This window comes from Micropruina sp. (assembly GCF_047607385.1).
Taxonomy (GTDB): domain Bacteria; phylum Actinomycetota; class Actinomycetes; order Propionibacteriales; family Propionibacteriaceae; genus Micropruina.
The window spans coordinates 1-23,650 of sequence record NZ_JASGDE010000015.1 but is presented as its reverse complement, the minus strand read 5'-3'; the positions used below and the strand labels follow the sequence as shown (position 1 = coordinate 23,650).

Sequence of the window (23,650 nt, the reverse complement as noted above, 5' to 3'; positions counted from 1 at the left end):
GCTCGCCCGGGCCGAGGCCGTGCTCGGCCGGGAACGTGACTGCGCCACGCACCTCAGCGAGGCGAAGGACCGGGCGCGGGCCGCCCAGGACGCGTCGCTGCTGGTGCAGGCGTCCGTGGTCGGCGGGTTCCTGAGCCTGTCACGGGGCGACCCGTCCGGCGCGCTGGCCCAGCTCGAAGCCGTTCCGCGGCTGCGGTTGGTCGAGGACGCGGTGCTGCCCTGGGCGGGCGAGCTGCTCGAGGCGCTGGTGCGGACCGGGTGCGCCGACGAAGCGGGCCGGCTGCTCACCGACCTGGAGGGACGCGGATCGGTGCCGCCGGCGCTGCGCTGCGCGATGGACCGGGCGCACGGCCTGCTCGCCGAGGATCCCGCCGACGCCGTCGTCCGGCTGATCGCTTCGGTCGATCTGGCGCGCGAGGCCGGGCTGAGGATCGACGAGGCTCGTGGGCTCACCGTGCTGGGTGAGGTGCTGACCGAGCAGGGCTCCGTCGACGGGCGGCGCGCGGTGATGTCCGGCGCAGCCCTGTTCGACGCCCTGGGGGCGCTGAACTGGCATGCCCGCGCACTCGATCTGGTGCGCGATCCGGTGACAAGGCCGGCTCCCGCGGACGGCGCCGGCCCCGCGATCGAGGCGGCCGTGACAGCGTTGGAGCGGCCCGGTCTGAGCTCGCTGACCGCACAGGAGTTGCGGGTCGCGGAACTGGCGGCGGACGGGCTGACCAACCAGCAGCTGGCCGCCGCGCTGTTCCTCAGCGTGCGGACGGTGGAGTCGCATCTGTCCAACGTGTACCGCAAGCTCCAGGTCAGGCGGCGGGCGCAGCTGGTGCGGCTGGTCGCGGTCGCCCGGGAGGCGGCCGACCCGGCTGTCGCCCCGTAGCGGGTCGGCCCGGACGCTACCGCGCGCCGTCGACGACGGCGCGTCCGCCCAGTGGCTGGTCGAGGGTGACGTCGAGGACGAACGGGAACTCCATCGCGGGCTGCGGGCCGTCGCACGGGGCGCCCTGGCGTGCACCCACCCACAGTGTGATGGTGACCTGGCTGCTGGTCTCCCGGACCTCCGGGGTGCCCAGCACCGCGCACGGCGGGCCGCCCACCAGCAGGCCCTCGACCCGGACGGTCGAGGTGCCCGGAACCGCCTCCGCCTTGCTGAACGCCTGCTTGCGGGCCGCGCTGATCGGTTCCGGGGTGACCCGGTTGGGGGAGGTCGGTGCGTCGCTGGGCGGGCTCAGCGGACCGGAGCTGACCACCCCGCCGCCGGGCGGATTCGCGGGAGCGGCGCAGCCGGCGAGGGTGAGCAGGAGCAACGGGAACAGGTTCAGCAGCGGCGCCCGGCGGCGTCGCGCCGGGGCGTCCGGTGAACTCGGGGTGCTGGGGGATCGTCGAATCATGGCGGGGTCTCCTGGGTCTGGGTGCGCCAGCGGCGCCGAGGGCCACGGGTGGCCGCTCGGCGCCGTCCGGCTCGAGTCGATCAGCTGCTCTGGTAGCGAACCGCGTTGTACAGACTCGCGACCTGGTTGCCGTAGTAGGGGCTGTACATCCACGCCGGCGAATTGGTGTAGATGAAATCGTTGTGCCCGTTGACGTAACCCCAGCTTCCGTTGAAGTTGCGGTACCAGGCGCCACCCGATGCGCCGCCGGTCAGTCCCGAATACATGTAGATGGTGCCGTTTCCGGGATTGTAGGTGCTGCCATTCGCCTGCACCAGGTAGGCGCCGTTGTACGGCGAGGCGGCCGGGTAGCCGAACGCGTTGGCGTAGAAGTTGGCGGACTGATTCCACATGATGCCCTGGGCGCCGAGGTAGTCGGCGATCCGCCAGCCGAAGTTGCGGTTCATGGTCGCCGCGCCGACGTCGTCGGAGAACGAACGGTTGTAGAACCACGCCGACGTGGTGGTCAGGGTGCGGGCGTACCAGGTGCCGTAGGGCCGGGATCCGTTGGAGTAGGAGGGCACGAACGAGACGTTGTACGACCAGCTCTTGTAGTCGGCCAGGCAGTGGCCGGCGGTCCAGACCAGGCTCTTGCCCTCGCTGTTGACGATGGTCGCCGAGCAGACGTAGTTCAGTCCGCCGCGGGTGAAGAAGACCTTGCCGTTGGTCCGTGCCGCCGGGTGGTTGTAGGGCAGGCCCGGGTAGTACGCCTGCGCCTCACGCGAGTTCGACGTGCCCTTGGGCAGGGTGGCGGCCCGCGGCGCCTTCGGCGGCAACACGGCCCGCGGCGCCTTGGTGGTGACCGCCGGCGCGACGCTGCCCGAGGTTCCCTCGGGACGGTTCAGCCGCTGCTGCTGCTCCGGTGCGGTGCCGCTGCGGGTGATCGTGGCGCTGCGGTCCATGGACTTGGCGGCCTTCATCCGGGCCGGCGTCCAGTAGGCCTCCAGGGCCTTGGCCTCGGCCTTGACGCCGCTGCCCTTCATCAGCTTGGTGACCGCGGTCGAGAGGCTGTTGGTGTGGGTGATGGTGGCGGTTGCCGCCGGCTTGGCCGGCTCGGCCGGCAATTCGGCGCGGGCGGTGACCGGGTTGGCCAACAATGTGGCGCTGAGTGCGATACCGGCCAGGCCGGTTAGGGCAAGCCCTCGCTGGAAGCGATTTCCTCGCATGTGATGCTCCTCACAAGACTGTTGGGGTGAAGATTCGACGGGCCCTGGTGTCGACGGGTTTCACCCTAAGGAAGCGGGCGGCATTCCGGGACCGGGAAAACCACAGGATTGCGTGGGAGAAAGACTGTGGTGGTATCGGTGTATCAAACGCCGTCCGAGCGGCTCGGGGGAGCCGCCGCCGCTCAGAAGAACCAGCCCGGCCGGATCGGATCGGAGCTGCCGACCTCCACGTAGTGCTCGGTGGAGAACATCGCGGCATAGCCTTCGGCGGGCAGCGACAGCCAGGCCTGGATGTCGGTGACCTGGCTGGCGTGACAGGCCATCACCTCGCGGCGCCGGGCCACCTGGGCGCTGACGTCCACCTGCAGGTTGATCTCCGCCTCCGGGGTGCCCAGCGGGTTGCCGTCGTTCATCGGCCGGTCCGGGTCGAAGCCCTGGGCGTCCTCGATGCCGCCGTCCAGGGCGGTCCGGTAGAGCCGGCGCACCAGGTCGCGGTTCATCGTGGCCTCGAACAGCCGCGGACGGTTGCCGGCCAGTTCCGCGGCCCGCCGGACCACCTGGTGCACTCGGATGTGGTCGGGATGCCCGTAGTTGCCGTGCCAGTCATAGCCGACCAGCACGTCCGGCCGTTCGGACGCGATCAGCGCCGCCAGCCGCTCGGCGGCCTCCTCCGGGTCGGCCTGCAGGAAGGCCCGGGGATGGTGGTTCTGCTCCCAGCCGGCCATCCCGGAATCCCGGTAGCCGAGCCAGTGCAGCCCGGCCACGCCGGCGATCCGGGCGGCCTGTTCGGCCTCCGCCCGGCGGCGCTGGGCGACGGTCTCGCCGGGCCGCAGATCGTCGGGAGCCTCGCCGTGCTCGCCCCCGGTGGCGAACACCACGACCACCCGGTGACCCTCCTCGGCGGCACGGATCATCGCCCCGGCGGTCAGGGTTCCTTCGTCGTCGGGATGGGCATGGACGAACATGATCGTCGACATGGCCGCCAGTATGCCGTGATCGCTGGTTGAGCTCGTCGAAACCCCATCGCTGGTTGAGCTTGTCGAAACCCAGCGGGGTCTCGACAGGCTCGGCCAACGAACGATCGGCGTTTCCTAGAAGAAGACCAGGTCGCTGATCACGACCAGGCCGTCGGCGGCGAACACCTCGATCGAGCAGCTGTCCAGCAGCACGTCCACGGTGACGCTGGACGGCCGTTCCGGGATCTCCGCCCACTGCCGGGTGCCGAAGCCTTCGTGGAAGTCGGTCTGGCCGACCCCGCGGCGGTCCAGGCTGAGCACGCCGTTGTGGTACTCCAGCGCCACCCCGCGCAGGCTCACCCGGTCGCCGTCGGCGAGGGTCAGCCGCTCCAGCGCGGCGTCCGGCAGCTCCCGGATCGGACGCTGCCGCAGCAGGTACCGCCCGCCGACCCGGACCAGGTCCAGTTCGCGGGGAATGGTCATGATGCTGCGTCCGCCGGTCAGCGGGATGTCGTTGGCGTAGGCCCAGTTGTTCATCCAGCCCAGCACGATGCGCCGGCCGTCCGGGGCGTCGGCGAACGAGGTCACCGCGTAGCAGTCCCGGCCGTAGTCGACCCAGTCGTAGGCCCGCAGCAGCGGGTCGTCCAGGCCCAGGTCGGGGTCGGTGGAGACACCGACCACGGCGTCCGGGGTGAAGGTGTGGCCGTCGAAGTCGCCGACGAAGTACTGGCAGCCGCTGCCGCCGGCGACCCCGCCGGGGCAGAGGTTGACCAGCAGCACCCACTTGCTGATGTCCTCGTTCGCCACCGGCAGTTCGAACAGGTCCGGGCACTCCCAGACCCCGGCGGCGGCGTGCGCCGGGCCGAAGCTGGAGGCCAGCCTCCACTCGATCAGGTCGGTGGAGCGGTGGATCAGCACCTGCCGGTCCTTGGCCTCGACCGCGACCATCACCCAGGCGTCCCCGTGCCGGAACACCTTGGGGTCGCGGAAGTCCGTCGAGCCGCGGTCGAGCACCGGGTTGCCGGGGTAGCTGGTCCAGTGGCTGCCGCCGTCCAGGCTGTAGGCGAGGCTCTGCGCCTGGACGCCGGGGTGGTCGCTGTTGGGCAGATAGTTGGACGTGTACACCGCGACCAGCGGCGGCCAGTCGGCGGTGCCCAGGTTGGAGGAGTTGGTGGCGTCGAAGACGCAGCTGCCGGAGAAGATCTCCTCGGTGTCGGTGTGCCACAGCGCCACCGGATGCTCGGTCCAGTTCAGCAGGTCGGACGAGGTGGCGTGCCCCCAGGACATGTTCCCCCACACGTTGTCCGACGGATTGGACTGGTAGAACATGTGCCAGGTGCCGGCGTTGAAGATCAACCCGTTGGGGTCGTTCATCCAGGCGTGCTGAGGGGAATAGTGCCAGCGGGGACGTGAATGCTGGCCGGCCATGGCGAGCATGGTACTGGTCGGCGGCCGGGCGTCGCACCCGCGGCCCGGACGCGGACGCCGTGGGGCGCCCGCGTCCGCACGCCGGCCTTCCGACCCGTACTACTCGGTGGTGTTGGTGGTGCAGTTGGCGGAGGCCAGCTTGCCCTTGCCGGAGTTCTTCGCCTTGGACACCCCGTTGAGCAGGATCTCGCAGGTGACCTTGACCGACTTCCGGAAGTCGGCGGCGGCCACGCTGACCGTGGCCGCGTCGAAGGTGTCGAGCTTGAGCTTCTTGGTCCAGGAGCCCTTCTTGACCTCGTCCTGGGACGTTCCCGAGGTGGTTCCCCAGGTGATGGTGGCCTTGCCCGAGGTGGTCACCTTGAAGGTGGCGGTGGTCCCGTCGGTGGTTTCCGGAGCGGATTCGGCGGGAGACTCGGACTTGGCCGGAGTGGACGCGGCCGGCGCCGTCGAGGTGGAGCCGGTGTTGTCGCCCTTGACCTCGCTGGTCGGGCCGGCGCTGCAGGCGGTCAGGAACAAGAGGGCGGCCGTGCAGGACAGCATGAACTTCTTCATCGGGAGGGGGCTCCTTCAGGACAGGGGTGGATAAACAATGCCCAATATGTTGGGGGGATCGGGCAAGGCCACTGTAGGGCATTGACGGGGTTGTGCGGCAGTGGTTTTGATCAGCCGGGTCCGGCACATTGCCGCGGCCCGGCACGACGACCGAGAAAGGTGCGAGCCGAGGCTCAGCGCCGCCCCGCTGTGGCCTCCTGCGCACTGGGCAGGTGGTCCTCGATGGCGTCCGGACGGCTCACCATCACCCCGGCCCAGATCAGGCCCAGCGCGATCGCGATCAGCACCAGCAGCGGCACCGTCCAGCCGTCGGTGAGGTCGTGCAGCAGTCCGATCAGGAACGGTCCGGGTGCGGCGATCAGGTAGCCCACCGACTGGGTGAACCCGGACAGTGCCGAGGTTCCCGCCGCGGTGCGGGCCCGCAGGCCGATCAGGGTCAGCACCATCGGGAAGGTGCTGGTGCCGATGCCGACCAGCAGCGCCCAGAGCAGCGCGGGGTTGGCGGGGGAGACCAGCAGCCCGGTGTAGCCGATCAGGTAACAGGCGCCGAGCACGGCCAGCAGCGGCAGCACTCCGCGCGGCCGGACGGTGATGGCGGGCACCACGAAGGCCAGCGGGATGCTGATCCCGGTGATCACGCCGAGCAGCATGCCGGCGTCCGTGGCGCTGAAGCCGGCGGAGCGGAACAGGTTCGGGAACCAGCCGAAGACGGCATAGGCCTGGAGCGACTGCAGGCCGAAGAAGAGCGCCAGCATCCAGCCCAACCGGGTGCGGGCCACCGCGGCCATGCTGATGGTGGCCGGCCGGTCGTTGCCGTCGGGGCGGTCGTGGGCGATCAGGCCGATCCACGGCCCGACCGCCAGCACCGCCAGCAGCCCCCAGGCGGCCAGGCCGGCCCGCCAGCTGCCGTACTGCTGGGCGATCGGGACGGTGAACACCGACGCGGCGGTCACCCCGATCGTCATGGTGGTCGAGTAGATCGCCGTGACCAGCCCGATCCGGTTCGGGAAGTGCCGTTTGACCAGGGATGGCAGCAGCACGTTCGCCGACGCCATGCCGGACAGTGCGAGCAGCGAGAACACCAGGAACAGCGCACTGTTGGTCACCAGGCTGCGTCCGAACAGGCCGGCGATGGCGGCGACCAGCGCGGCCAGGGTCAGCCGGTGCGGCCCGATCGTCCGGGCCAGCCGCGGGGTCAGTGCCCCGAACCCGGCGAAGGCGAGCACCGGGAGCGAGGTGAGCAGGCCCGACTCGGCGCCGCTCAGCTGCAGGCTCTCGCCGATCTCGGTGAGCACCGGGCCGACCGAGGACGCCGCGGGACGCAGGTTGAACGCCAACAGGACGATGCCGATCAGCACCAGGGCGCGGGTCTTGGGGGCGTCGGCGTCGGGTCGGGGCGAGGTCACCGGCGGGATTCTACGCCGGGCCGGAACAACCGCCGTCCAGAGTTTGTTGACAGGTCAGGAAAGTGAGGACGACGTGACCGAATTGCTGCCGGGCTCCACCCGGATGGGTCGGGTGAGCCTGGATGTGGCCGACCTGGACGCGCTCACCGCGTTCTACCGGGACGTGCTGCTGCTGCAGGTGCTGGACGAGCGGCCATCCGAGGTCGATCTGGGACGCGGCGGCGAGACCCTGGTAACGCTGCGGCACCGGGCCGGGCTGCCGAAGGGCGAGCGGCGCAGCGCCGGCCTGTTCCACACCGCGATCCTGCATCCGGACCGGGCGGCGCTGGCGGCCAGCCTGGCCTCGGTCGCGCTGCGCGCCCCGCAGCTGTACACCGGGGCCGGCGAGCATCTGGTCTCCCAGGCGTTCTACCTGGACGACCCGGAGGGCAACGGCGTCGAGCTGTACTGGGACCGGCCCCGCTCGGAATGGAGCTGGCAGGACGGGCGGGTGGTGATGGGCACCCTGGCCATCGACCCGAACGGCTTCATCGGCGACCATCTCACCGATGCGGCGCGCGACTACCTGTCCACCGCCGCCGATCGACGTGGCGTGCTGGCCGGGCTGGACGGCACCGTCGGCCACGTCCACCTCAAGGTCGGCGATGCCGAGCTGGCCAAGCGGTTCTACGTCGACCTGCTCGGCTTCGAGGTGACCGCGGACCTGCCCGGCGCGGTCTTCGTGTCGGCCGGCGGCTACCACCATCACATGGCGATGAACACCTGGAGCAGTGCCGGCGCCGGCCTGCGGGCCCCGGCGCTCGGGCTGGGCCGGGTGGACATCCTGCTGCCGGACGCCGCCGAGGTCGCCCGGGCGTCCGAACGGCTCCGGACGCGAGGCGTCCAGCTGCGCGACACCGGCGCCGCGGTCGAGTTCGACGACCCCTGGGCCAACCTGGTCCGGCTGACCTCGGCGTCCTGAACCGGCCCGGTTGTGCCCGCCGGCGGCCACTCTCCCGACAAACCCCTGCCTAATCAGTTCTGCCCTCCCGTCGACGGCAGGGCAGAACTGATTAGGCAGGGCCTAGGGCCTGTTACGGAAGTCCGGTCCGGCTCGCGGGGTCCCGTTCGGGTGGCCGAGGTGTCAGCGGCGGTCGAGGGTGTCGCCGACGCCGTTCCACAGGTCGGTGTAGAAGGCCCGCTTGGCGGGGTCGTCCGCGATCCCGTAGCCGTCCAGGAACGGCTGCTCCCAGCCGGGGCCGTAGTTCCAGCCCAGGCTGAGCAAGGCAGGCGCCAGGTCGGCCCAGCGGTCGGCGAGGCCGAGGCCACCGAGATCGACGTAGCCGCTCACCTCGCCGTCGGCGTCGATCAGGAAGTTCGGGTTGCAGGCGTCGCCGTGGCACACCACCTCGTCCAGCGGCGGGACGGCGGCCAGGAATGCCGGATCGAGCCCGAACCGGGTCACCCGCTCGTTCACCGACCAGCTGAACGGGCAGGACGCCACCGGAGCCGCCTCGTGGAACCGGCGTAGCCCCCGACCCAGGGCCGGGACGGTCAGCTCCGGACGGGCGCGGCAGGCCCGGTCGACCGCCGAGCGGCCGGCGATGCCGCTGGTCAACAGCCAGTGCGCGCCGTGGTCGGCGACGCCATGACCCAGCACCCGGGGTGCCGGCACGAAGCCGACGATCCAGGCCAGCCGGGGCAGTTCGGCGTCCACGTCCCAGTCGGGGCCGGGGTGCTGCACCTTCAGGAAGCTGTCGCCGTCACCGAACCGGTAGGTGACGCCGCCGTCCTCGTTGCGCCAGACCGGTGCGACGCGGCGTCCGTCCGCCATCGCGAGCACCCAGTCGGGCACCGGCAGGTCGTCCAGCTCGGTCTGCCCGGCCAGCGGCGAGTAGCCGGTGTAGTCGGTCGGAAGGGTCACGGCAGCAGCCTGACCAGCCGGGCCGGGGCGGTGTTGCGGTACGACTCCTCGACCAGGTCGGCCACCTCGTCCCAGTCCACCTCGGCGGCGCGGAAGTTCAGCCCGACCCAGCCGTACGGCCCGTAGTAGGCGGGCACGAAGAAGCGCTCGTCGTGCAACGCCGCCTCACGGGTGAGCAGGTTGGGCAGGATCAGCACCGACTGCGACCAGCGGTCGCTGTCGTGGTCGCCCTTCACCACCCCGCCGAAGACGGCGAACACCTTGCGGGTGTAGAAGTTCGGCTGCCCGTGCGACTCCTTCTCGGACGCCTCCGGCAGGCCCAGGCAGAGCGGACGCAGCCGGGCCAGATACGGATCGTCGGGCTGATAGCGCCTGGGATGGCTCACGGCTACTCCTCGTGGTCGGAGCCTCCGACGCTACTCGACACCGCTGTCCCCGGACGGGACAGGGCCCCGTCCGAGGACGGGGCCCTGTGTGTTGCCGAGCGATCAGTTGGGCAGTTTCAGGCTGCGGGTGATGCGGCTGCCCACCGCTGCTCCGCGCTGCCGGCGGGCCTGCAGCCGGGCCTTCGCGCTGGCTCCCGCCCCGGCCTGCTGGCCCTGGGGATCCGGGGCGAAGTAGCCGACCGCGCCGCTGAAGTCGAGGACGACATGGACGGCCACGTTCACCCGGACCCGGACGCACCAGCGATTGCCGACCAGGCCGGGTGCCACGAAGCAGAGGTTGGCGATGCTGTAGGTGGCCGGGAAGTTCAGGTTCGACGCGTTGGGCAGTGCCTCGCCCGCCGGGTAGACGGTCAGGTAGCCGCGCGACGAGGCGCCGACCGCGGTCGCGTTCAGGTAGACGCCGGTCAGGTCGACCTGGTCGGAGTCGGCGATCGCGATGTCGATCCAGGCGCCGGCCTTGACCCGCTTCGAGGAGTCGAACCAGTTCGTGGTGCTGGCCCGCACCACCGTGTTGCGGAAGCTGGCCGAGCGGGTGTCCATCACCCGGATGGGCGCGAAGGCGACGGTGGTCGGCGGCAGGTCGAAGCCGGTGGCGAGGAAGGTCATCTCCGGGCCGTCGCCCTGGTCGACGACCAGATCGGGGCCGAGGCTGCGACCGATCACGTCCCCGGGGTGCAGCGTCAGCGGCGTCGCGGTGGTGGGGGTGACGTTGAGCGCGGCGCCCAGGTTGTTGTTGAGCACCAGGGCGGTGTCGGTCGCGCTGTTCATCGTCAGATGGGTGGACGCGGTGGCGTTGGTAGCTTGGCCGGCCAGGACCGGGTCGCCGTTGGCGGCGTGCGCCTGGGTTGCATTGAGGGCGACCGCGGCACCGGCGGCACCGACGGCGATGGCGCCGCCGCGGATCAGATTCCTGCGGGCAAGGCTGCTCTCGGAGGATAAGTGGTCGGACATGGGCGATGACTCCTTTACGGGACGGGGGGTAGTCCCGCCAATAGTGCCAGTTATCCGCCGAGCGCGGATGCAACGCGACCGGTTTTCCTCGCGCGTCGGAACGGTGATCGTCGTCCTCGACATATTGCGGTATCGACCGACTGGTTCCGCTTAGCATCGGTGGATCGAAGCTTAGGCTGCTCCGTGCGCACGGGCTGGACATGATGCCGGTGGCGCAACGGCCGACTGGCCGCCCGTCGAACGCTCGCCTAACTATTTCCCGCTCGCTGACTTCAGCGAGCGGGAAATAGTTAGGCGAGCGGTGGGCTGAGCGTACCCGGCGGCACCGTTTCGCCAACTCGCCGATCACGGCCAAACAAGCCGGCCCCTGGGCCCGCGTTTCCGCGGACCAGGGGCCAGATCGTCAACTCAATTGGTGGCCTGACTAGGCGTGACGGTCACAGATCGAAGTACATCTCGAACTCGTGCGGGTGCGGGCGCAGGCGCAGGGCGTCCACGTCGGCGCGCTTCATCTCGATCCAGGTCTCGATCAGGTCCTCGGTGAACACGTCGCCGGCCAGCAGGTAGTCGTGGTCGGCTTCGAGCCGGTCGAGCACCTCGGTCAGGGTGCCGGGCACCTGGTTGATCTGGGCGTGCTCGTCCGGGGGCAGCTCGTAGAGGTCCTTGTCGACCGGGGCCGGCGGTTCGATCTTGTTCTGGATGCCGTCCAGGCCGGCCAGCAGACACGCGGCGAACGCCAGGTACGGGTTCGACGACGGGTCGGGGCAGCGGAACTCGACGCGCTTGGCCTTCGGGTTCGAGCCGGTGATCGGGATCCGGATGCAGGCCGACCGGTTGCGGGCCGAGTAGACCAGGTTGACCGGCGCCTCGAAGCCAGGCACCAGGCGGTGGTAGCTGTTGGCGGTCGGGTTGGTGAAGGCCAGCAGCGACGGGGCGTGGTGCAGCAGGCCGCCGATGTAGTAGCGGGCCATGTCGGAGAGCTGGCCGTAGCCGTTCTCGTCGTAGAACAGCGGGTCGCCGTCGTTCCACAGCGACTGGTGCACGTGCATGCCCGAGCCGTTGTCGCCGAAGATCGGCTTCGGCATGAAGGTGACGGTCTTGCCGGCCGCCCATGCCGTGTTCTTGATGATGTACTTGAACTTCATCACCTCGTCAGCCGCGGCCAGCATGGTGTTGAAGCGGTAGTTGATCTCGGCCTGGCCGGCGGTGCCGACCTCGTGGTGGGCCCGCTCGACGGTCAGCCCGACGTTCTCCAGGTTGCGCACCATGTCGTCGCGCAGGTCGGTGAAGTGGTCGACCGGGGCGACCGGGAAGTAGCCGCCCTTGTACTTGACCTTGTAGCCGCGGTTCGGACGCCCGTCGCCGTCGGCCTCGCTGCCCGAGTTCCAGGCGCCGGCCTCGGAGTCGATGTAGTAGTAGCCGGCGTTCTGCCGGGTCTCGAAGCGCACCGAGTCGAAGATGTAGAACTCGGCCTCGGGCGCGAAGAAGGCGGTGTCGCCGATGCCGGTCGACTTGAGGTAGGACTCCGCCTTGCGGGCGATGTTGCGCGGGTCGCGGCTGTAGGGCTCCTTGGTGAGAGGATCGTGTACGAAGAAGGTGAGCGCCAGCGTCTTGGAGCGGCGGAACGGGTCGATGAAGGCGGTGGTCGGATCGGGCAGCAGTGCCATGTCCGACTCGTGGATCTTCTGGAACCCGCGGATGGACGAGCCGTCGAAGGCGAGGCCGTCCTCGAACACCTCGGGGCCGAAGGAGCTCGCCGGCACGGTGAAGTGCTGCATGACGCCGGGGAGGTCGCAGAACCGGATGTCGATGGTCTCGACGCCCTCGTCCTTCACATAGGCCAACAGATCGTCAGCGCTCTGGAACATCTTTCCTCCGAGTGGGATATGGGATCAGAACGCCAGCCACCCTAGGGAGACGGAGTTTCCGCGCGGTTGCGTCTTTGTTTCAGCGACGTTACGCCCGGTGTCGTCCGCGGTGTCGCCGGCCGAGGGTCCCGTCGGCGGGGACGGGTCGGTAGGCTGGCCCGCGATGACTGCCTCAGCCGCCGGCGCCGACGAGCCGTACCCGGGCGAATCCCTCGGGCTGCCCGAGACGGGCCGCGGGGCGCTGGCCAGTTGGCGGGCCCGGTTCGCCGCCCTGATCATCGATTGGGCGGCGTCGATGGCGCTGGCGGTGGGCCTGTTCGGTGTCGGCGTGCTGCGCGACCCGGGTTGGCGCAGCTGGATGGTGATGGCGGTCTTCTTCGTGCAGTCTGCGGTGCTCACCGGGCTGGCCGGCGGCAGCTTCGGCCACATCCTGGCCCGGATCGGCGTGGCCAGGCTGGACGGTCGGCCGATCGGCGTGCTGCGCGCGATCGCCCGGCAGGCGATGATCTGCCTGGTGCTGCCCACCATCGTGATCGGCGCCGAGCGTCGGGCGCTGAACGACCTGGTGCTGGGCACCGTGGTGATCAACCGGCGCTGACCTCGCTGCCAGCATTCCCCGGTGCCGACGGGCGTTCACCGGCAAATAACGATCCGGCAACCGTTCCGCCGGTTTTGATTGCGACCCCCGGGGCCAGCTACTAGCGTGGGCGAAGCTCACCCAATCGGACGGGCCCCTGCGCTGCGGCACCCACAAGGGCCGGCAGTCCCGCCGACCTAGTCATGGAGGAACATTGGCCACCAAGAAGCTCCTTGCTGCGGCAACGGGCCTGATCGCGGGGGCGTTGACCCTCAGCGCCTGCACCCCACCGTCCACAAGTTCCACCTCATCCGCGCCCCCCGCGTCGAACGTCGCGGTGATGTGGAACCAGCCGTTCTACTCCGCGAACCAGTGGTCGCAATCCGGCAACAACCTGGTCAACGCGAACATCAGCTATCTCGTCAACGACCAGATCACCTTCTACGACAAGGCTCTGAACCTGGTCAACAACAAGAGCTTCGGTACCTACCAGAAGCTCAGCGACAATCCGCTCAAGGTCAAGGTGACCCTGGCCGACACCGCGACCTGGTCCGACGGTGCGCCGGTGACCGCGGCCGACCTGGTGCTCTACTGGGCCACCTACAGCGGCCATTTCAACACGCTGAAGGACACCGAAGTCAAGAAGGACAAGGACACCGGCCAGGTGACCTCGACCAACAAGGGCGACGACGTCTACTTCGACCAGCCCGGTGTCCCGGCCGCGTCGTTGATCAAGGACTTCCCGGTGGTGGGCGACAACGGAAAGTCGCTCACCTACACCTACACCAAGCCGTTCGCCGACTGGGAGAAGAACCTGATGACCGCCGGTCTGCCGGCGCACATCGTGGGTGCCCGGGCGCTGGGCGAGAGCGATCCGACCAAGGCGGCAGAGGCGGTCACGGCGGCCTTCCAGAACAAGGACAACAAGGCGCTGGCGAAGATCTCCAACGTCTGGAACAAGGACTGGAACTTCAAGAACAAGCCGGCCGACGCCAATCTGCTGGTCTCCTCGGGTCCCTACGTGATCTCGGACGCCGTGTCGGATCAGTACCTGACGCTGAAGAAGAACCCCAACTACAAGGGTGAGCACAAGCCGTCGATCGACACCATCACCGTCCGCTTCAACGAGGACCCGATGGCCGGCGTGCAGGCACTGCAGAACAACGAGGTGCAGCTGATCTCGCCGCAGGTCACCGAGGACGTCTACAAGGCGGTCAAGGAACTCCCCGGCGTCACCACGGTCACCGGTGTGGAGGGCAGCTACGAGCACATCGATCTGTCCGTCTCCGGCGGCGGCACCTTCGATCCGAAGACCTACGGCGGCGATGCGGCCAAGGCGCTCAAGGTGAAGCAGGCCTTCCTGCACGCCATCCCGCGGCAGAAGATCGTCGACACGCTGATCAAGCCGCTCAACCCGGACGCCACCGTCCGCAACTCGTTCAACGCGGTCCCGGGCGCTCCCGACTACGAGGCCGTCAGCACCGCCAGCGGCATGGGCACCACCTACCCCGACGCCGACATCGCCAAGGCCAAGGCGCTGCTCGCCGAGGCCGGTGTGACCAACCCGACCGTGCGGGTGATGTTCGCCAAGTCCAACGTCCGTCGCCAGGGTGAGTTCCGGTTGATCAAGGAATCCGCCGAGCAGGCCGGCTTCAAGATCGTTGACGCCTCCAGCGAGGACTGGTCGACCCTGGTGTTCACCGCGCCGGACAAGTACGACGCGGCGTTCTTCGCCTGGATCTCCAACGGCACCGGCGTGACCGACGTCATTCCGCAGTACCAGACCAAGGGCTCGAACAACCCGTACGGGTTCACCAACAAGCAGATCGACTCGCTCTACGATCAGCTGCTGGTCGAGACCGATCCGGCCAAGCAGACCGAGCTGCTCAAGCAGGTCGACAAGCTGCTGGTCGACAATGCGTTCGGACTGACCCTGTTCCAGTTCCCGAGCATGTCCTCGTACAGCAACAAGCTGTCGGGTATCGATCCGATCACCATTACGCCGACCATCTTCTGGAACTTCTGGGAGTGGAAGCTCAGCTGATCATCGGAACTTGACCGGAGCCCAGGGTGCTGAAACCCTGAACCCGTGGGGAGTCGGATTCACCTCCGGCTCCCCACGGCCGGATTCACCCCCGCTCGCTTGAGAGAATAGGTGCTACATGGTCAGATTCCTGGCGCGAAGACTCGGTCTGGGGATCGGTATCCTCCTCGTGTTGTCGTTGCTGATGTATTTCATGCTCGACCTGGCGATGGATCCGCTGGACGACTTGCGCATCAGCACCGCGCCCAACAAGGAGGCGGCGATCGAGGCCCGCATCCACGCACTGCAACTCGATCAGCCCTGGTATCAGCGCTATCTCAGCTGGCTGGGCAAGTTCGTCACCGGCGATCTGGGGACGGCCTGGCGGACCCAGGAGTCGGTGAACCGGCTGCTCGGCGGGGCGATCATCACCACCATCCAGCTGGTGCTGGCGGCCACCCTGATCGCGATCGCGCTGGGCGTCCTGGTGGGCATCATCAGCGCGTTGCGGCAGTACACCGCGTTCGACTATGCGATCACCTTCGTGTCGTTCGTGCTCTACTCGCTGCCGGTCTTCTGGGTGGCCGTGCTGCTGAAGCAGTTCATGGCGATCGGCGTGAACGACTTCCTCAACTATCCAACGGTCAACTGGACCTGGGTCACTATCTTCTCCATCGTCGCCGGCCTGTTCTGGGCCGGCGCGCTGGGCGGCGAGTTGAAGCGCAGCCTGCTCGTCTTCGGCGTGGCGACCGTGGTCAGCTTCGGATCCCTGGCGTTCATCCTGGCCTCCGGCTGGCTGTCGCAGCCCTCGCTCGGTGTGGTCGGCGTCGGGGTGATCGGCGTGGCGGTCGCGATCGCGGTCACCGCGATCTTCGCCGGCATGGCCAACAAGCTGGCGCTCTACTCGGCACTCACCACGGCGGTGGTCGGGATCGTGGTCTACATCGGCGTCCAGTGGCTGTTCTACTACGTCCCGATGAACTGGGGCTGGATGTTCCTGCTGCTCGCCGTCGCGATCGGCGTCGGGCTGCTGATCGGTTGGCTCTTCGGCGGCCCGGACCGCGCCGTGTCGATGCGCGGCGGCGCAGTCACCGCGGTGCTGATGGCGGGACTCACCTTCGTCGACCGGATCATGCAGGGCTGGCGGGAGTACTTCAACCATCCCGACATCAAGGGCCGTCCGATCGCCACCATCGGCGCCGAGACCCCCGGTTTCCAGGGTGACTTCTGGCTGCTGGGTCTCGACCGGTTCACCCATCTGCTGCTGCCCACCATCGCCCTGGTGCTGATCTCCTTCGCCTCCTACACCCGCTACCAGCGCGGATCGATGCTCGAGGTGCTCGGTCAGGACTACATCCGCACGGCGCGGGCGAAGGGCCTCAGCGAGCGGATCGTGGTGGTCCGGCACGCTCTGCGCAACGCGCTGCTGCCGCTGGCCTCGGTCGTGCCGGTCGACGTGATCACCCTGATCGGCGGCGCCGTGATCACCGAGACCATCTTCGGCTGGTCGGGCATGGGCCGCATGTTCGTGGTGTCGCTGCGCGGCAGCGAGACCGACCCGGTCATGGCGTACGTGATGATCACCGGCGCGCTCGCCATCATCGCCAACCTCGTGGCCGACTACCTGTACGCACTGCTCGACCCCAGAATTCAGGTGACCGGATGAGCAACGACGACAAGCCGATCGGCGACAACCCGCCGGACGAGAAGCTGCCCGACGTCGTGGGCGATCCGCTGCCGCCGCTGGGCGGGCCCGGCGACGAGGCCACCGGACGCGGTGAAGGTGTCGGTCAGGCCAAGGAAGTGCAGGGCCTCACCCAGGGCCAGATCGTTCTCGGCCGCTTCATGCGGCATCGCGGGGCGATGGCGGGGGTGATCATCCTGCTGGTGGTCACTCTGCTCTCGTTCACCTCGATGGGCATCGGCCCGATTCCCGGCTGGTGGAAGTACCAGAACTACCTCGCCTCCGGCACCGCGGTGAACGGCGGCGCTCCGACCATGACGCTGCCGACCTGGCTCGGCGGCCCCGGCTTCGCGATCGGTGAGCATCCCTTCGGACAGGACTCGCTCGGCTCGGACAACTTCGCCCTGGTGATGAAGGGCGTCCAGACGTCCATGCTGGTGATGATCGTGATGGGCATTGTCGCCCTGGTGATCGGCGTGCTGGTGGGGGCGCTGAGCGGCTACTACCGCGGCTGGGTCGACCAGGTCCTGATGCGGGTCACCGACCTGTTCATCACGCTGCCGGTGATCGTGCTCGGCGCGGTGCTGGGCCGGCTGGTGAACACCCTGCCGATCAAGATGGGCGCCTCGCAGGAAGTGATGGACTCGCTGACCAGCAATATGCCGATCCTGCTGGCCGTCGCGCTCGGGCTGATCCTGTGGCCCAGCCTGGCCCGGCTGGTCCGCGGCGAGTTCCTCAGCCTGCGGGAGCGCGAGTTCGTCGACTCCGCCCGGGTCGCCGGCGCTTCCGATTGGCGGATCATCACCAAGCACATGCTGCCGAACTCGATCGGTGTGATCATCGTCAACACGACGCTGCTGATGTCGGCTGCGGTGGTGCTCGAGACCGCGCTCAGCTTCCTGGGCTTCGGCATCAACCGGCCGAACATCTCGCTGGGGTTCCTGATCAACACCTATCAGGGGGCGTTCGCGACCCGGCCATGGCTGTTCTGGTGGCCCGGCCTGTTCATCATCCTGATCGCGTTGAGCGTGAACTTCATCGGCGACGGGCTGCGGGACGCCTTCGATCCGCGCACCCGCCGCATTCCGTCGCAGCGTGAGATGGACAAGGCGTTGGCCAAGGTGCAGGCCTCGGCACAGGGAGGCGAGGCGCGATGACCGGCAACGGAGAACACAGCCTGGAAGGAGCCGTCCGGCTCTCCCGCAAGGTCGGCGACAAGGTGGTCGAACGCGGCGACGTCGTCCTGGAGGTGCGCGACCTGGCCGTCCGGTTCTGGGTGAACGACGACTGGTTCCTCGCCGCCCAGGGCCTCAACTACGACCTGAAGGCCGGCGAGGTGCTGGCAATCGTGGGTGAGTCCGGCTCGGGCAAGACCCAGTCGGCGATGAGCCTGATCGGTCTGCTGCCACGCAACGGGCGGGCCACCGGTTCGGCGAAGCTGAAGGGCACCGAACTGATCGGGATGAGCCTGGGGCACCTGCAGCACGTCCGCGGCAATGAGATCTCGGTGATCTTCCAGGAGCCGATGACCGCGCTGAACCCGGTGTACACCGTGGGTTTCCAGATCGTCGAGACGCTCCGCACCCACTTCCTGATGCAGCCGGCCGCCGCCAAGGCGCGGGCCATCGACCTGATGCGGCTGGTCGAGATCCCCGACCCGGAGGACAGCTTCGACAAATTCCCGCACCAGCTGTCCGGCGGTCAGCGGCAGCGGATCATGATCGCCCAGGCGTTGGCCTGCGACCCCGGCCTGCTGATCGCCGACGAACCGACCACCGCGCTGGACGTCACCGTGCAGGGCGAGATCCTGAAGCTGATGCGCGACCTGCGCGAGCGGGTGACGGCGGCGATCATCCTGATCACCCACGACATGGGCGTGGTCGCCGACATGGCCGACCGGATCGTGGTGATGAAGGACGGCCAGGTGGTCGAACACGGCACCTCCGACGAGATCTTCAACCGGCCGCAGCATCCGTACACCAGGCAGCTGTTGGCGTCCGTGCCGCATCTGGGCTCCGCCACCGCGGAGGAGCAGTTGCCGCACACCCGGCTCACCCTGGTCGCCGAAGGCGAGCAGACCGGCGTCCCGCTGCCGGAGAGCACCTCCACCGCCACGCCGGCGCTGTTGATGGAGGACGTCGCGATCGAGTACCCCAAGCAGGGACGCCGCGCCGCGTTCCGGGCCGCCCACCACATCAACCTGCGGATCGACCCCGGCGAGGTGATCGGCCTGGTCGGCGAATCCGGATCGGGCAAGACCACCATCGGACGCGCTGCGGTGGCGCTGCTGCCGGTGGTCGAGGGCCGGTTGAGCGTCAACGGTCGCGACATCACCCACGCCAAGCCGGGCGAGTTGAAGCCGTTCCGCAAGGAGGTCGGCATCGTCTTCCAGGATCCCGGCTCGTCGCTGAATCCGCGGCTGCCGGTGGGGGAGTCGATCGGCGAACCGATCATGCTGCACCTGGGGCTGAAGGGTTCGGAGCTGTCCAAGCGGGTGGAGAACCTGCTGGAGAGCGTGCAGCTGCCGCGGGCGATGCGCAACCGCTACCCGCACGAGCTGTCCGGCGGTCAGCGGCAGCGGATCGGCATCGCCCGGGCGCTGGCGCTGCAGCCCAAGCTGCTGATCGCCGACGAACCGACCTCGGCGCTGGACGTCTCGGTGCAGGCCCGGGTGTTGCGGCTGTTCCAGGACCTGCAGGCCGAGTACGGCTTCGCCTGCATGTTCATCAGCCACGACCTGGCGGTGGTCGAAATGCTCAGCCAGCGGATCGCGGTGATGCGACACGGCTACCTGGTCGAGGTGGGGCCGACCAAGGAGATCGTCTCCGATCCGCAGCATCCGTACACCCAACGGCTGCTGTCGGCGGTGCCGGTGCCCGACCCGGCCGAGCAGCGGCGCCGGCGCGAGTTGCGCGACGCCATCATCGAGCAGCAGAACATCGTCTCGTAGCCAGCCGTCGGTCGAGCTTCACCGCCGTTGATCGAGCGTGTCGAGATCCAGATTTCGACACGCTCAGCCAACGGTCCGGACAGCGACGAATAGCTGAACATTCTTTCGTTTTGCTGGTCGGGACGGCCCGGAGTTCGCCAGGATTGGGCCATGGTGGAACGGATCGGGGCCGGCAAACGGATCGGCATCTTGACCAGCGGCGGCGACGCCCAAGGTATGAACGCGGCAGTGCGTGCGGTCGTCCGGACGGCGATAACGCTCGGCGCCGAGGTCTACGCCGTCTACGAGGGCTATCAGGGCATGATCGACGGCGGCGACGGGATTCGCCGCTTCGGCTGGGACGACGTCGGCAACGTGCTGCATCGCGGCGGCACGGTGATCGGCACCTTCCGCAGCAAGGAGTTCCGGGAACGCGACGGACGCCGCAAGGCCGCCCGCAACCTGCTGGCCGCCGGCATCGACCGGCTGGTGGTGATCGGCGGCGACGGCAGCCTGTCGGGCCTGGACGCCTTCCGCACCGAGTGGCCGGAACTGCTCGCCGAACTGGTCGAAGCCGGCGAACTGGACGCCGCGACCGCCGCCGAGCATCCGGCGCTGATGATCGCCGGCCTGGTCGGCTCGATCGACAACGACCTGGTCGGCACCGACATGACGATCGGCGCCGACACCGCGCTGCACCGGATCGTGTCGGCGATCGACGACCTGGCCAGCACCGCGGCCAGCCACCAGCGCAGCTTCGTGGTCGAGGTGATGGGCCGGCACTGCGGCTACCTGGCGTTGATGGCGGCCGTGGCCGGTGGCTGTGACTACGTGCTGACCCCGGAGAATCCGCCCGCCGACGGCTGGGAGGACCGGATGTGCGCCGAGTTGCGCCGTGGCCGCAAGGCCGGACGCCGCGACTCCATCGTGCTGGTCGCCGAGGGCGCCACCGACCGCTCCGGCAACCCGATCAGTTCCGAGCAGGTCCGTGGGATCATCGAGCAGCGGCTCGGCGAGGACACCCGGGTCACCATCCTGGGTCACGTGCAGCGTGGCGGCACGCCCAGCGCCTTCGACCGCTGGTGCTCCACCTGGCTCGGCTACGAGGCCGCGCACGCGGTGCTGAGCGCCGACCCGGGCACTCCCGGACGGGTGTTCGGCTTCCGCGGCAACCGGGTGATGGCCGTCGACTTGATGGAGGCGGTGCGCAACACCCGCGAGGTGCCGAAGCTGATCGAGGCCGGCGACTACGACGCCGCGATGGCCAAGCGGGGCGGTTCCTTCGTCGGGATGACCAAGCTGTTCGCCGAGCTGGCCGAGCCGTCCCGGGTCTCCGCCGGCGACGACTCGCGCCGGATCGGCATCATCCACGGCGGCGGACTGGCTCCCGGGATGAACACCGCCGCCCGGGCCGCGGTCCGGCTCGGGATCAGCCGCGGGCACACCATGCTCGGCATCCACGACGGCTTCCCCGGGCTGCGGGACGGCAAGATCACCGAGCTGACCTGGGGCGACGTGGAAGCCTGGACCGCCGACGGCGGCGCCAAGCTGGGACTGCGCCGGACCATTCCGCCGGTGGAGGAGCTGTACACGATCAGCCGCCAGCTGGAGGATCACAAGATCGACGCGCTGCTGGTGATCGGCGGCTGGAACGCCTACCAGGCCGCTCATCTGCTGTACAACGAGCGGGACCGCTACCCGGCCTTCCGGATTCCGATCGTCTGCGTGCCGGCGTCCATCGACAACAACCTGCCCGGCTCCGAGCTGGCCATCGGCACCGACACGGCGCTGAACGTGATCGTCGAGGCGATCGACCGGATCAAGCTGTCCGCGTCGGCGACCAAGCGCTCCTACGTGGTGGAGACGATGGGCCGCTACTGCGGCTACCTGGCGCTGATGGGCGGGCTGGCCGGCGGCGCCGAGCGGGTCTATCTGCACGAGGAGGGCATCACCCTCGAGCAGCTCAACGACGACGTGAAGTGGCTGCGACGCTCCTTCGCCGCCGGGCGGTCGCTGTTCCTGGCGGTCCGCAACGAGCGGGCCAACGAGCATTACACCACCAACGTGATCGCCGGGCTGCTGGAGGAGGAGGGCCGCGGGCTGTACGACGTCCGGCAGGGCGTGCTGGGGCATCAGCAGCAGGGCGGGTCGCCGACCCCGTTCGACCGGCTGCTGGCCACCCGGCTGGTCGGGTTCGCGCTCAACCTGATCGCGAAGGAGTTCGCCGACGAGGCCGACGGCAGCTACCTGGTCGGCCTGACCGAGTCGAAGATCACCGAGGTGCCGATGGCGTCCATGCTGAGCCTGATGGACCGCAACTTCCGGCGTCCGAAGAACCCGTGGTGGCTGCAGCTCCGCGACGTCACCCGCGCGGTCGCCGAAGAGCCCGAAACCACGGACGCCTGACGGCTGCCGTCGCTCGACCAGCGGCGGCTACAGCACGACGCGCGGGATCTCGCCGGTGACGTCCGGCAGCGGGGCGCGCAACAGGCCGGTGCTGTGCGGACCGAGCGCCACCTCGGAGCCGGTGAGGGTCACCTCGCCGAAGCCGACCAGCAGCTCGGAGCCGTCCGGCACCGGCAGGGTGTCCGGGACGTCGCCCAGATTGGCGACCACCTCGATGGTGCCGCGGCGCACCAGCAGCAGGTCGCCCTCGCGGGCCACCGCGCCGTCACCGAGGGCGGCGTCGCGCAGCTGCGGCAGTTCGCGGCGCAGCCGCAGCAGCGTCCGGTACCAGTCCAGCAACTGCTGGCGACCCGGATCGTGCAGGTCGGCCCAGTTCAGCGTGGACGCCTCCACGGTGCCCGGATCCTGCGGGTCGGGGACGTGGCCCGACCAGCCGTGCTCGGCGAACTCGGCCTGGCGTCCGGCCCGGATCGACTCGGCCAGCCACTCCTCGGAGTGGTCGGTGAAGTACTGCCAGGGGGTGGAGGCGTCGAACTCCTCGCCCATGAACAGCATCGGCGTGTACGGCGAGGTGAGCAGCAGCGCGGCGCCGATCGCCGCCTTGCCGCGTCCGGCCAGGTGCGACAGCCGTTCACCGGTGGCCCGGTTGCCGATCTGGTCGTGGGTCTGCAGCGAGGCGACGAACCGCCAGCCGGGTGTGATCGACGGCTCGATCGGACGTCCGTGCCGCCGCTTCCGGAAGCTGGAAACCGTGCCGTCGTGGAAGAACGGGGTGTGCGCCAGCACCTTCGGCAGTGCCTGCGGATCGGCGAAGTCGGCGTAATAGCCCTGGGTCTCGCCGGTCAGCAGCACGTGCAGGGTGTGGTGTACGTCGTCGGCCCACTGGCCGTCCAGCCCGAGCCCGCCGGCGCCACGCGCGGCCACCGTCCGCGGGTCGTTGCGGTCGGATTCGGCGACCAGCACCCGTGGGATGCCGGTCGCGGCGCCGATGTCCTCGGCCAGCGCCGCCAGTTCTTCGAGCAGGTGGATCGCGGACTCGTCGTGCAGCGCGTGCACCGCGTCCAGCCGCAGCCCGTCCAGGTGGTAGTCGAGGAACCACTGCCGGACGTTGTCGACGAAATAGGCGCGCACCTCGTCGCTGCCCGGTCCGTCCAGGTTGACCGCGACGCCCCACGGGGTCTGGTGACGGCTGGTGAAGTACGGCCCGAACTTCGGCAGGTAGTTCCCGACCGGGCCGAGGTGGTTGTAGACGACGTCCAGCCAGACCGCCAGGCCCCGCGCATGAGCGGCCTCGACGAACCGGTACAGCCCCTCCGGGCCGCCGTAGGGTTCGTGCACCGAGTACAGCGCCACCCCGTCGTAGCCCCAGCCGTTGCGGCCCGGGAAGGACGCCACCGGCATCAGCTCGACGATGTCGATGCCCAGCTCGACCAGATGGTCGAGATGTTCGATCGCCGCCTCGAAGGTGCCGGCATCGGTGAAGGTGCCGACGTGCAGCTCGTAGATCACCGATCCCTGCAGCCGGCGTCCCACCCAGTCGTCGTCGGTCCAGTCGAACGCGGCCGGATCGACCAGCGCGCTGGCGGCGTGGACGCCGTCCGGCAGCCGGCCGCCGCGCGGATCCGGCAGCGGATCGCCGCCGTCCAGGGCGAACGCGTAGCGGCCGTCGCCGGGTTCGGCGTCCACCGTCCACCAGCCGCCGCCCGCCGGAGCCATCGGCTCCACCCGGTCACCGGACACGCCCAGGTGCAGGTCGACCCGTTCCGCCTCCGGTGCCCACACCGAGTAGTGCTGCAGCATCAGCAGACCTCCCGGACCAGCAGCGCCACCGGCAGCGCCTCGAACAGTGCGCCGCCGCCGTCGCGGTGAATCGCCCCGGTGAACGCGTCGCGCCAGTCGCCCGGCGGCAGCGGCACGGACGCCGGCAG

The 23,650-nt window shown here is 69.1% G+C and carries 19 protein-coding genes; 8 read left to right on the top strand and 11 right to left on the bottom strand.

The features are described 5' to 3' along the window. A partial coding sequence (locus QM582_RS01045) for a helix-turn-helix transcriptional regulator (protein ID WP_415080957.1) occupies positions 1 to 877 on the top strand: 877 nt, incomplete at its 5' end. A gap of 16 nt (positions 878 to 893) precedes the next feature. Here the strand turns inward: QM582_RS01045 and QM582_RS01040 are convergent. From QM582_RS01040 to QM582_RS01015, 6 genes are all read right to left on the bottom strand, one after another. Continuing rightward, positions 894 to 1,388 carry a hypothetical protein gene (locus QM582_RS01040; RefSeq protein ID WP_415080955.1) on the bottom strand — a complete coding sequence of 165 codons (495 nt, stop codon included), beginning with the start codon at positions 1,386 to 1,388 and terminating at the stop codon, positions 894 to 896. Positions 1,389 to 1,468: 80 nt separating this feature from the next. Further along, positions 1,469 to 2,593 (bottom strand): hypothetical protein, encoded by a 1,125-nt coding sequence (locus QM582_RS01035; RefSeq protein ID WP_415080953.1) that lies wholly within the window; start codon positions 2,591 to 2,593, stop codon positions 1,469 to 1,471. Positions 2,594 to 2,775: 182 nt separating this feature from the next. Continuing rightward, a complete protein-coding gene (locus tag QM582_RS01030; RefSeq protein WP_415080952.1) occupies positions 2,776 to 3,570 on the bottom strand; it encodes a PIG-L family deacetylase in 795 nt (264 codons plus the stop codon). Between the two features lie 114 nt (positions 3,571 to 3,684). Continuing rightward, positions 3,685 to 4,977, bottom strand: coding sequence for a glycoside hydrolase family 32 protein (locus QM582_RS01025; protein WP_415080950.1), 1,293 nt, complete (start codon positions 4,975 to 4,977; stop codon positions 3,685 to 3,687). 99 nt (positions 4,978 to 5,076) lie between these two features. Beyond that, positions 5,077 to 5,529 (bottom strand): hypothetical protein, encoded by a 453-nt coding sequence (locus tag QM582_RS01020; protein ID WP_415080948.1) that lies wholly within the window; start codon positions 5,527 to 5,529, stop codon positions 5,077 to 5,079. Between the two features lie 173 nt (positions 5,530 to 5,702). After that, the gene (locus QM582_RS01015) at positions 5,703 to 6,935 is read right to left on the bottom strand and encodes a CynX/NimT family MFS transporter (RefSeq protein ID WP_415080946.1); all 1,233 of its coding nucleotides are present in this window, start codon (positions 6,933 to 6,935) and stop codon (positions 5,703 to 5,705) included. Positions 6,936 to 7,008: 73 nt separating this feature from the next. Between QM582_RS01015 and QM582_RS01010 the strand changes: the two genes are divergently transcribed. Further along, positions 7,009 to 7,896, top strand: a complete 888-nt coding sequence (locus QM582_RS01010) for a VOC family protein (RefSeq protein ID WP_415080944.1) — start codon at positions 7,009 to 7,011, stop codon at positions 7,894 to 7,896. Between the two features lie 162 nt (positions 7,897 to 8,058). Here the strand turns inward: QM582_RS01010 and QM582_RS01005 are convergent, their stop codons facing one another. The 4 genes from QM582_RS01005 to glnA all read right to left on the bottom strand — a co-directional run bounded on the left by QM582_RS01005 (position 8,059) and on the right by glnA (position 12,103). Beyond that, positions 8,059 to 8,838: a phosphotransferase gene (locus QM582_RS01005; protein ID WP_415080942.1), complete on the bottom strand. Its 780-nt coding sequence runs from the start codon at positions 8,836 to 8,838 to the stop codon at positions 8,059 to 8,061. Beyond that, positions 8,835 to 9,224, bottom strand: coding sequence for an MmcQ/YjbR family DNA-binding protein (locus tag QM582_RS01000; RefSeq protein WP_415080941.1), 390 nt, complete (start codon positions 9,222 to 9,224; stop codon positions 8,835 to 8,837). The genes QM582_RS01005 and QM582_RS01000 overlap by 4 nt, the downstream gene beginning before the upstream one ends. Before the next feature lie 102 nt (positions 9,225 to 9,326). Continuing rightward, positions 9,327 to 10,235 (bottom strand): hypothetical protein, encoded by a 909-nt coding sequence (locus tag QM582_RS00995; protein ID WP_415080940.1) that lies wholly within the window; start codon positions 10,233 to 10,235, stop codon positions 9,327 to 9,329. Positions 10,236 to 10,672: 437 nt separating this feature from the next. Further along, positions 10,673 to 12,103, bottom strand: coding sequence for a type I glutamate--ammonia ligase (glnA, locus tag QM582_RS00990; protein ID WP_415080938.1), 1,431 nt, complete (start codon positions 12,101 to 12,103; stop codon positions 10,673 to 10,675). 163 nt (positions 12,104 to 12,266) lie between these two features. Here glnA and QM582_RS00985 point away from each other — a divergent pair, with 163 nt between their 5' ends. From QM582_RS00985 to QM582_RS00960, 6 genes are all read left to right on the top strand, one after another. Continuing rightward, positions 12,267 to 12,701 (top strand): RDD family protein, encoded by a 435-nt coding sequence (locus QM582_RS00985; protein ID WP_415080937.1) that lies wholly within the window; start codon positions 12,267 to 12,269, stop codon positions 12,699 to 12,701. Positions 12,702 to 13,020: 319 nt separating this feature from the next. Beyond that, positions 13,021 to 14,724, top strand: coding sequence for an ABC transporter family substrate-binding protein (locus QM582_RS00980; protein WP_415080935.1), 1,704 nt, complete (start codon positions 13,021 to 13,023; stop codon positions 14,722 to 14,724). Positions 14,725 to 14,896: 172 nt separating this feature from the next. Then, a complete protein-coding gene (locus QM582_RS00975) occupies positions 14,897 to 16,369 on the top strand; it encodes an ABC transporter permease (protein ID WP_415080933.1) in 1,473 nt (490 codons plus the stop codon). Then, complete coding sequence (locus QM582_RS00970; protein WP_415080931.1) at positions 16,366 to 17,544, top strand: ABC transporter permease; 1,179 nt, start codon at positions 16,366 to 16,368, stop codon at positions 17,542 to 17,544. The genes QM582_RS00975 and QM582_RS00970 overlap by 4 nt, the downstream gene beginning before the upstream one ends. Next, positions 17,541 to 19,337 (top strand): ABC transporter ATP-binding protein, encoded by a 1,797-nt coding sequence (locus QM582_RS00965; RefSeq protein ID WP_415080930.1) that lies wholly within the window; start codon positions 17,541 to 17,543, stop codon positions 19,335 to 19,337. Before QM582_RS00970 ends, QM582_RS00965 begins: the two co-directional genes overlap by 4 nt. A 150-nt stretch (positions 19,338 to 19,487) precedes the next feature. Further along, complete coding sequence (locus QM582_RS00960) at positions 19,488 to 21,722, top strand: 6-phosphofructokinase (RefSeq protein WP_415080928.1); 2,235 nt, start codon at positions 19,488 to 19,490, stop codon at positions 21,720 to 21,722. Between the two features lie 27 nt (positions 21,723 to 21,749). Here QM582_RS00960 and treZ read toward each other — a convergent pair whose 3' ends face one another. Continuing rightward, complete coding sequence (gene treZ, locus QM582_RS00955; protein WP_415080926.1) at positions 21,750 to 23,522, bottom strand: malto-oligosyltrehalose trehalohydrolase; 1,773 nt, start codon at positions 23,520 to 23,522, stop codon at positions 21,750 to 21,752. Between the last annotated feature and the right edge of the window lie 128 nt (positions 23,523 to 23,650).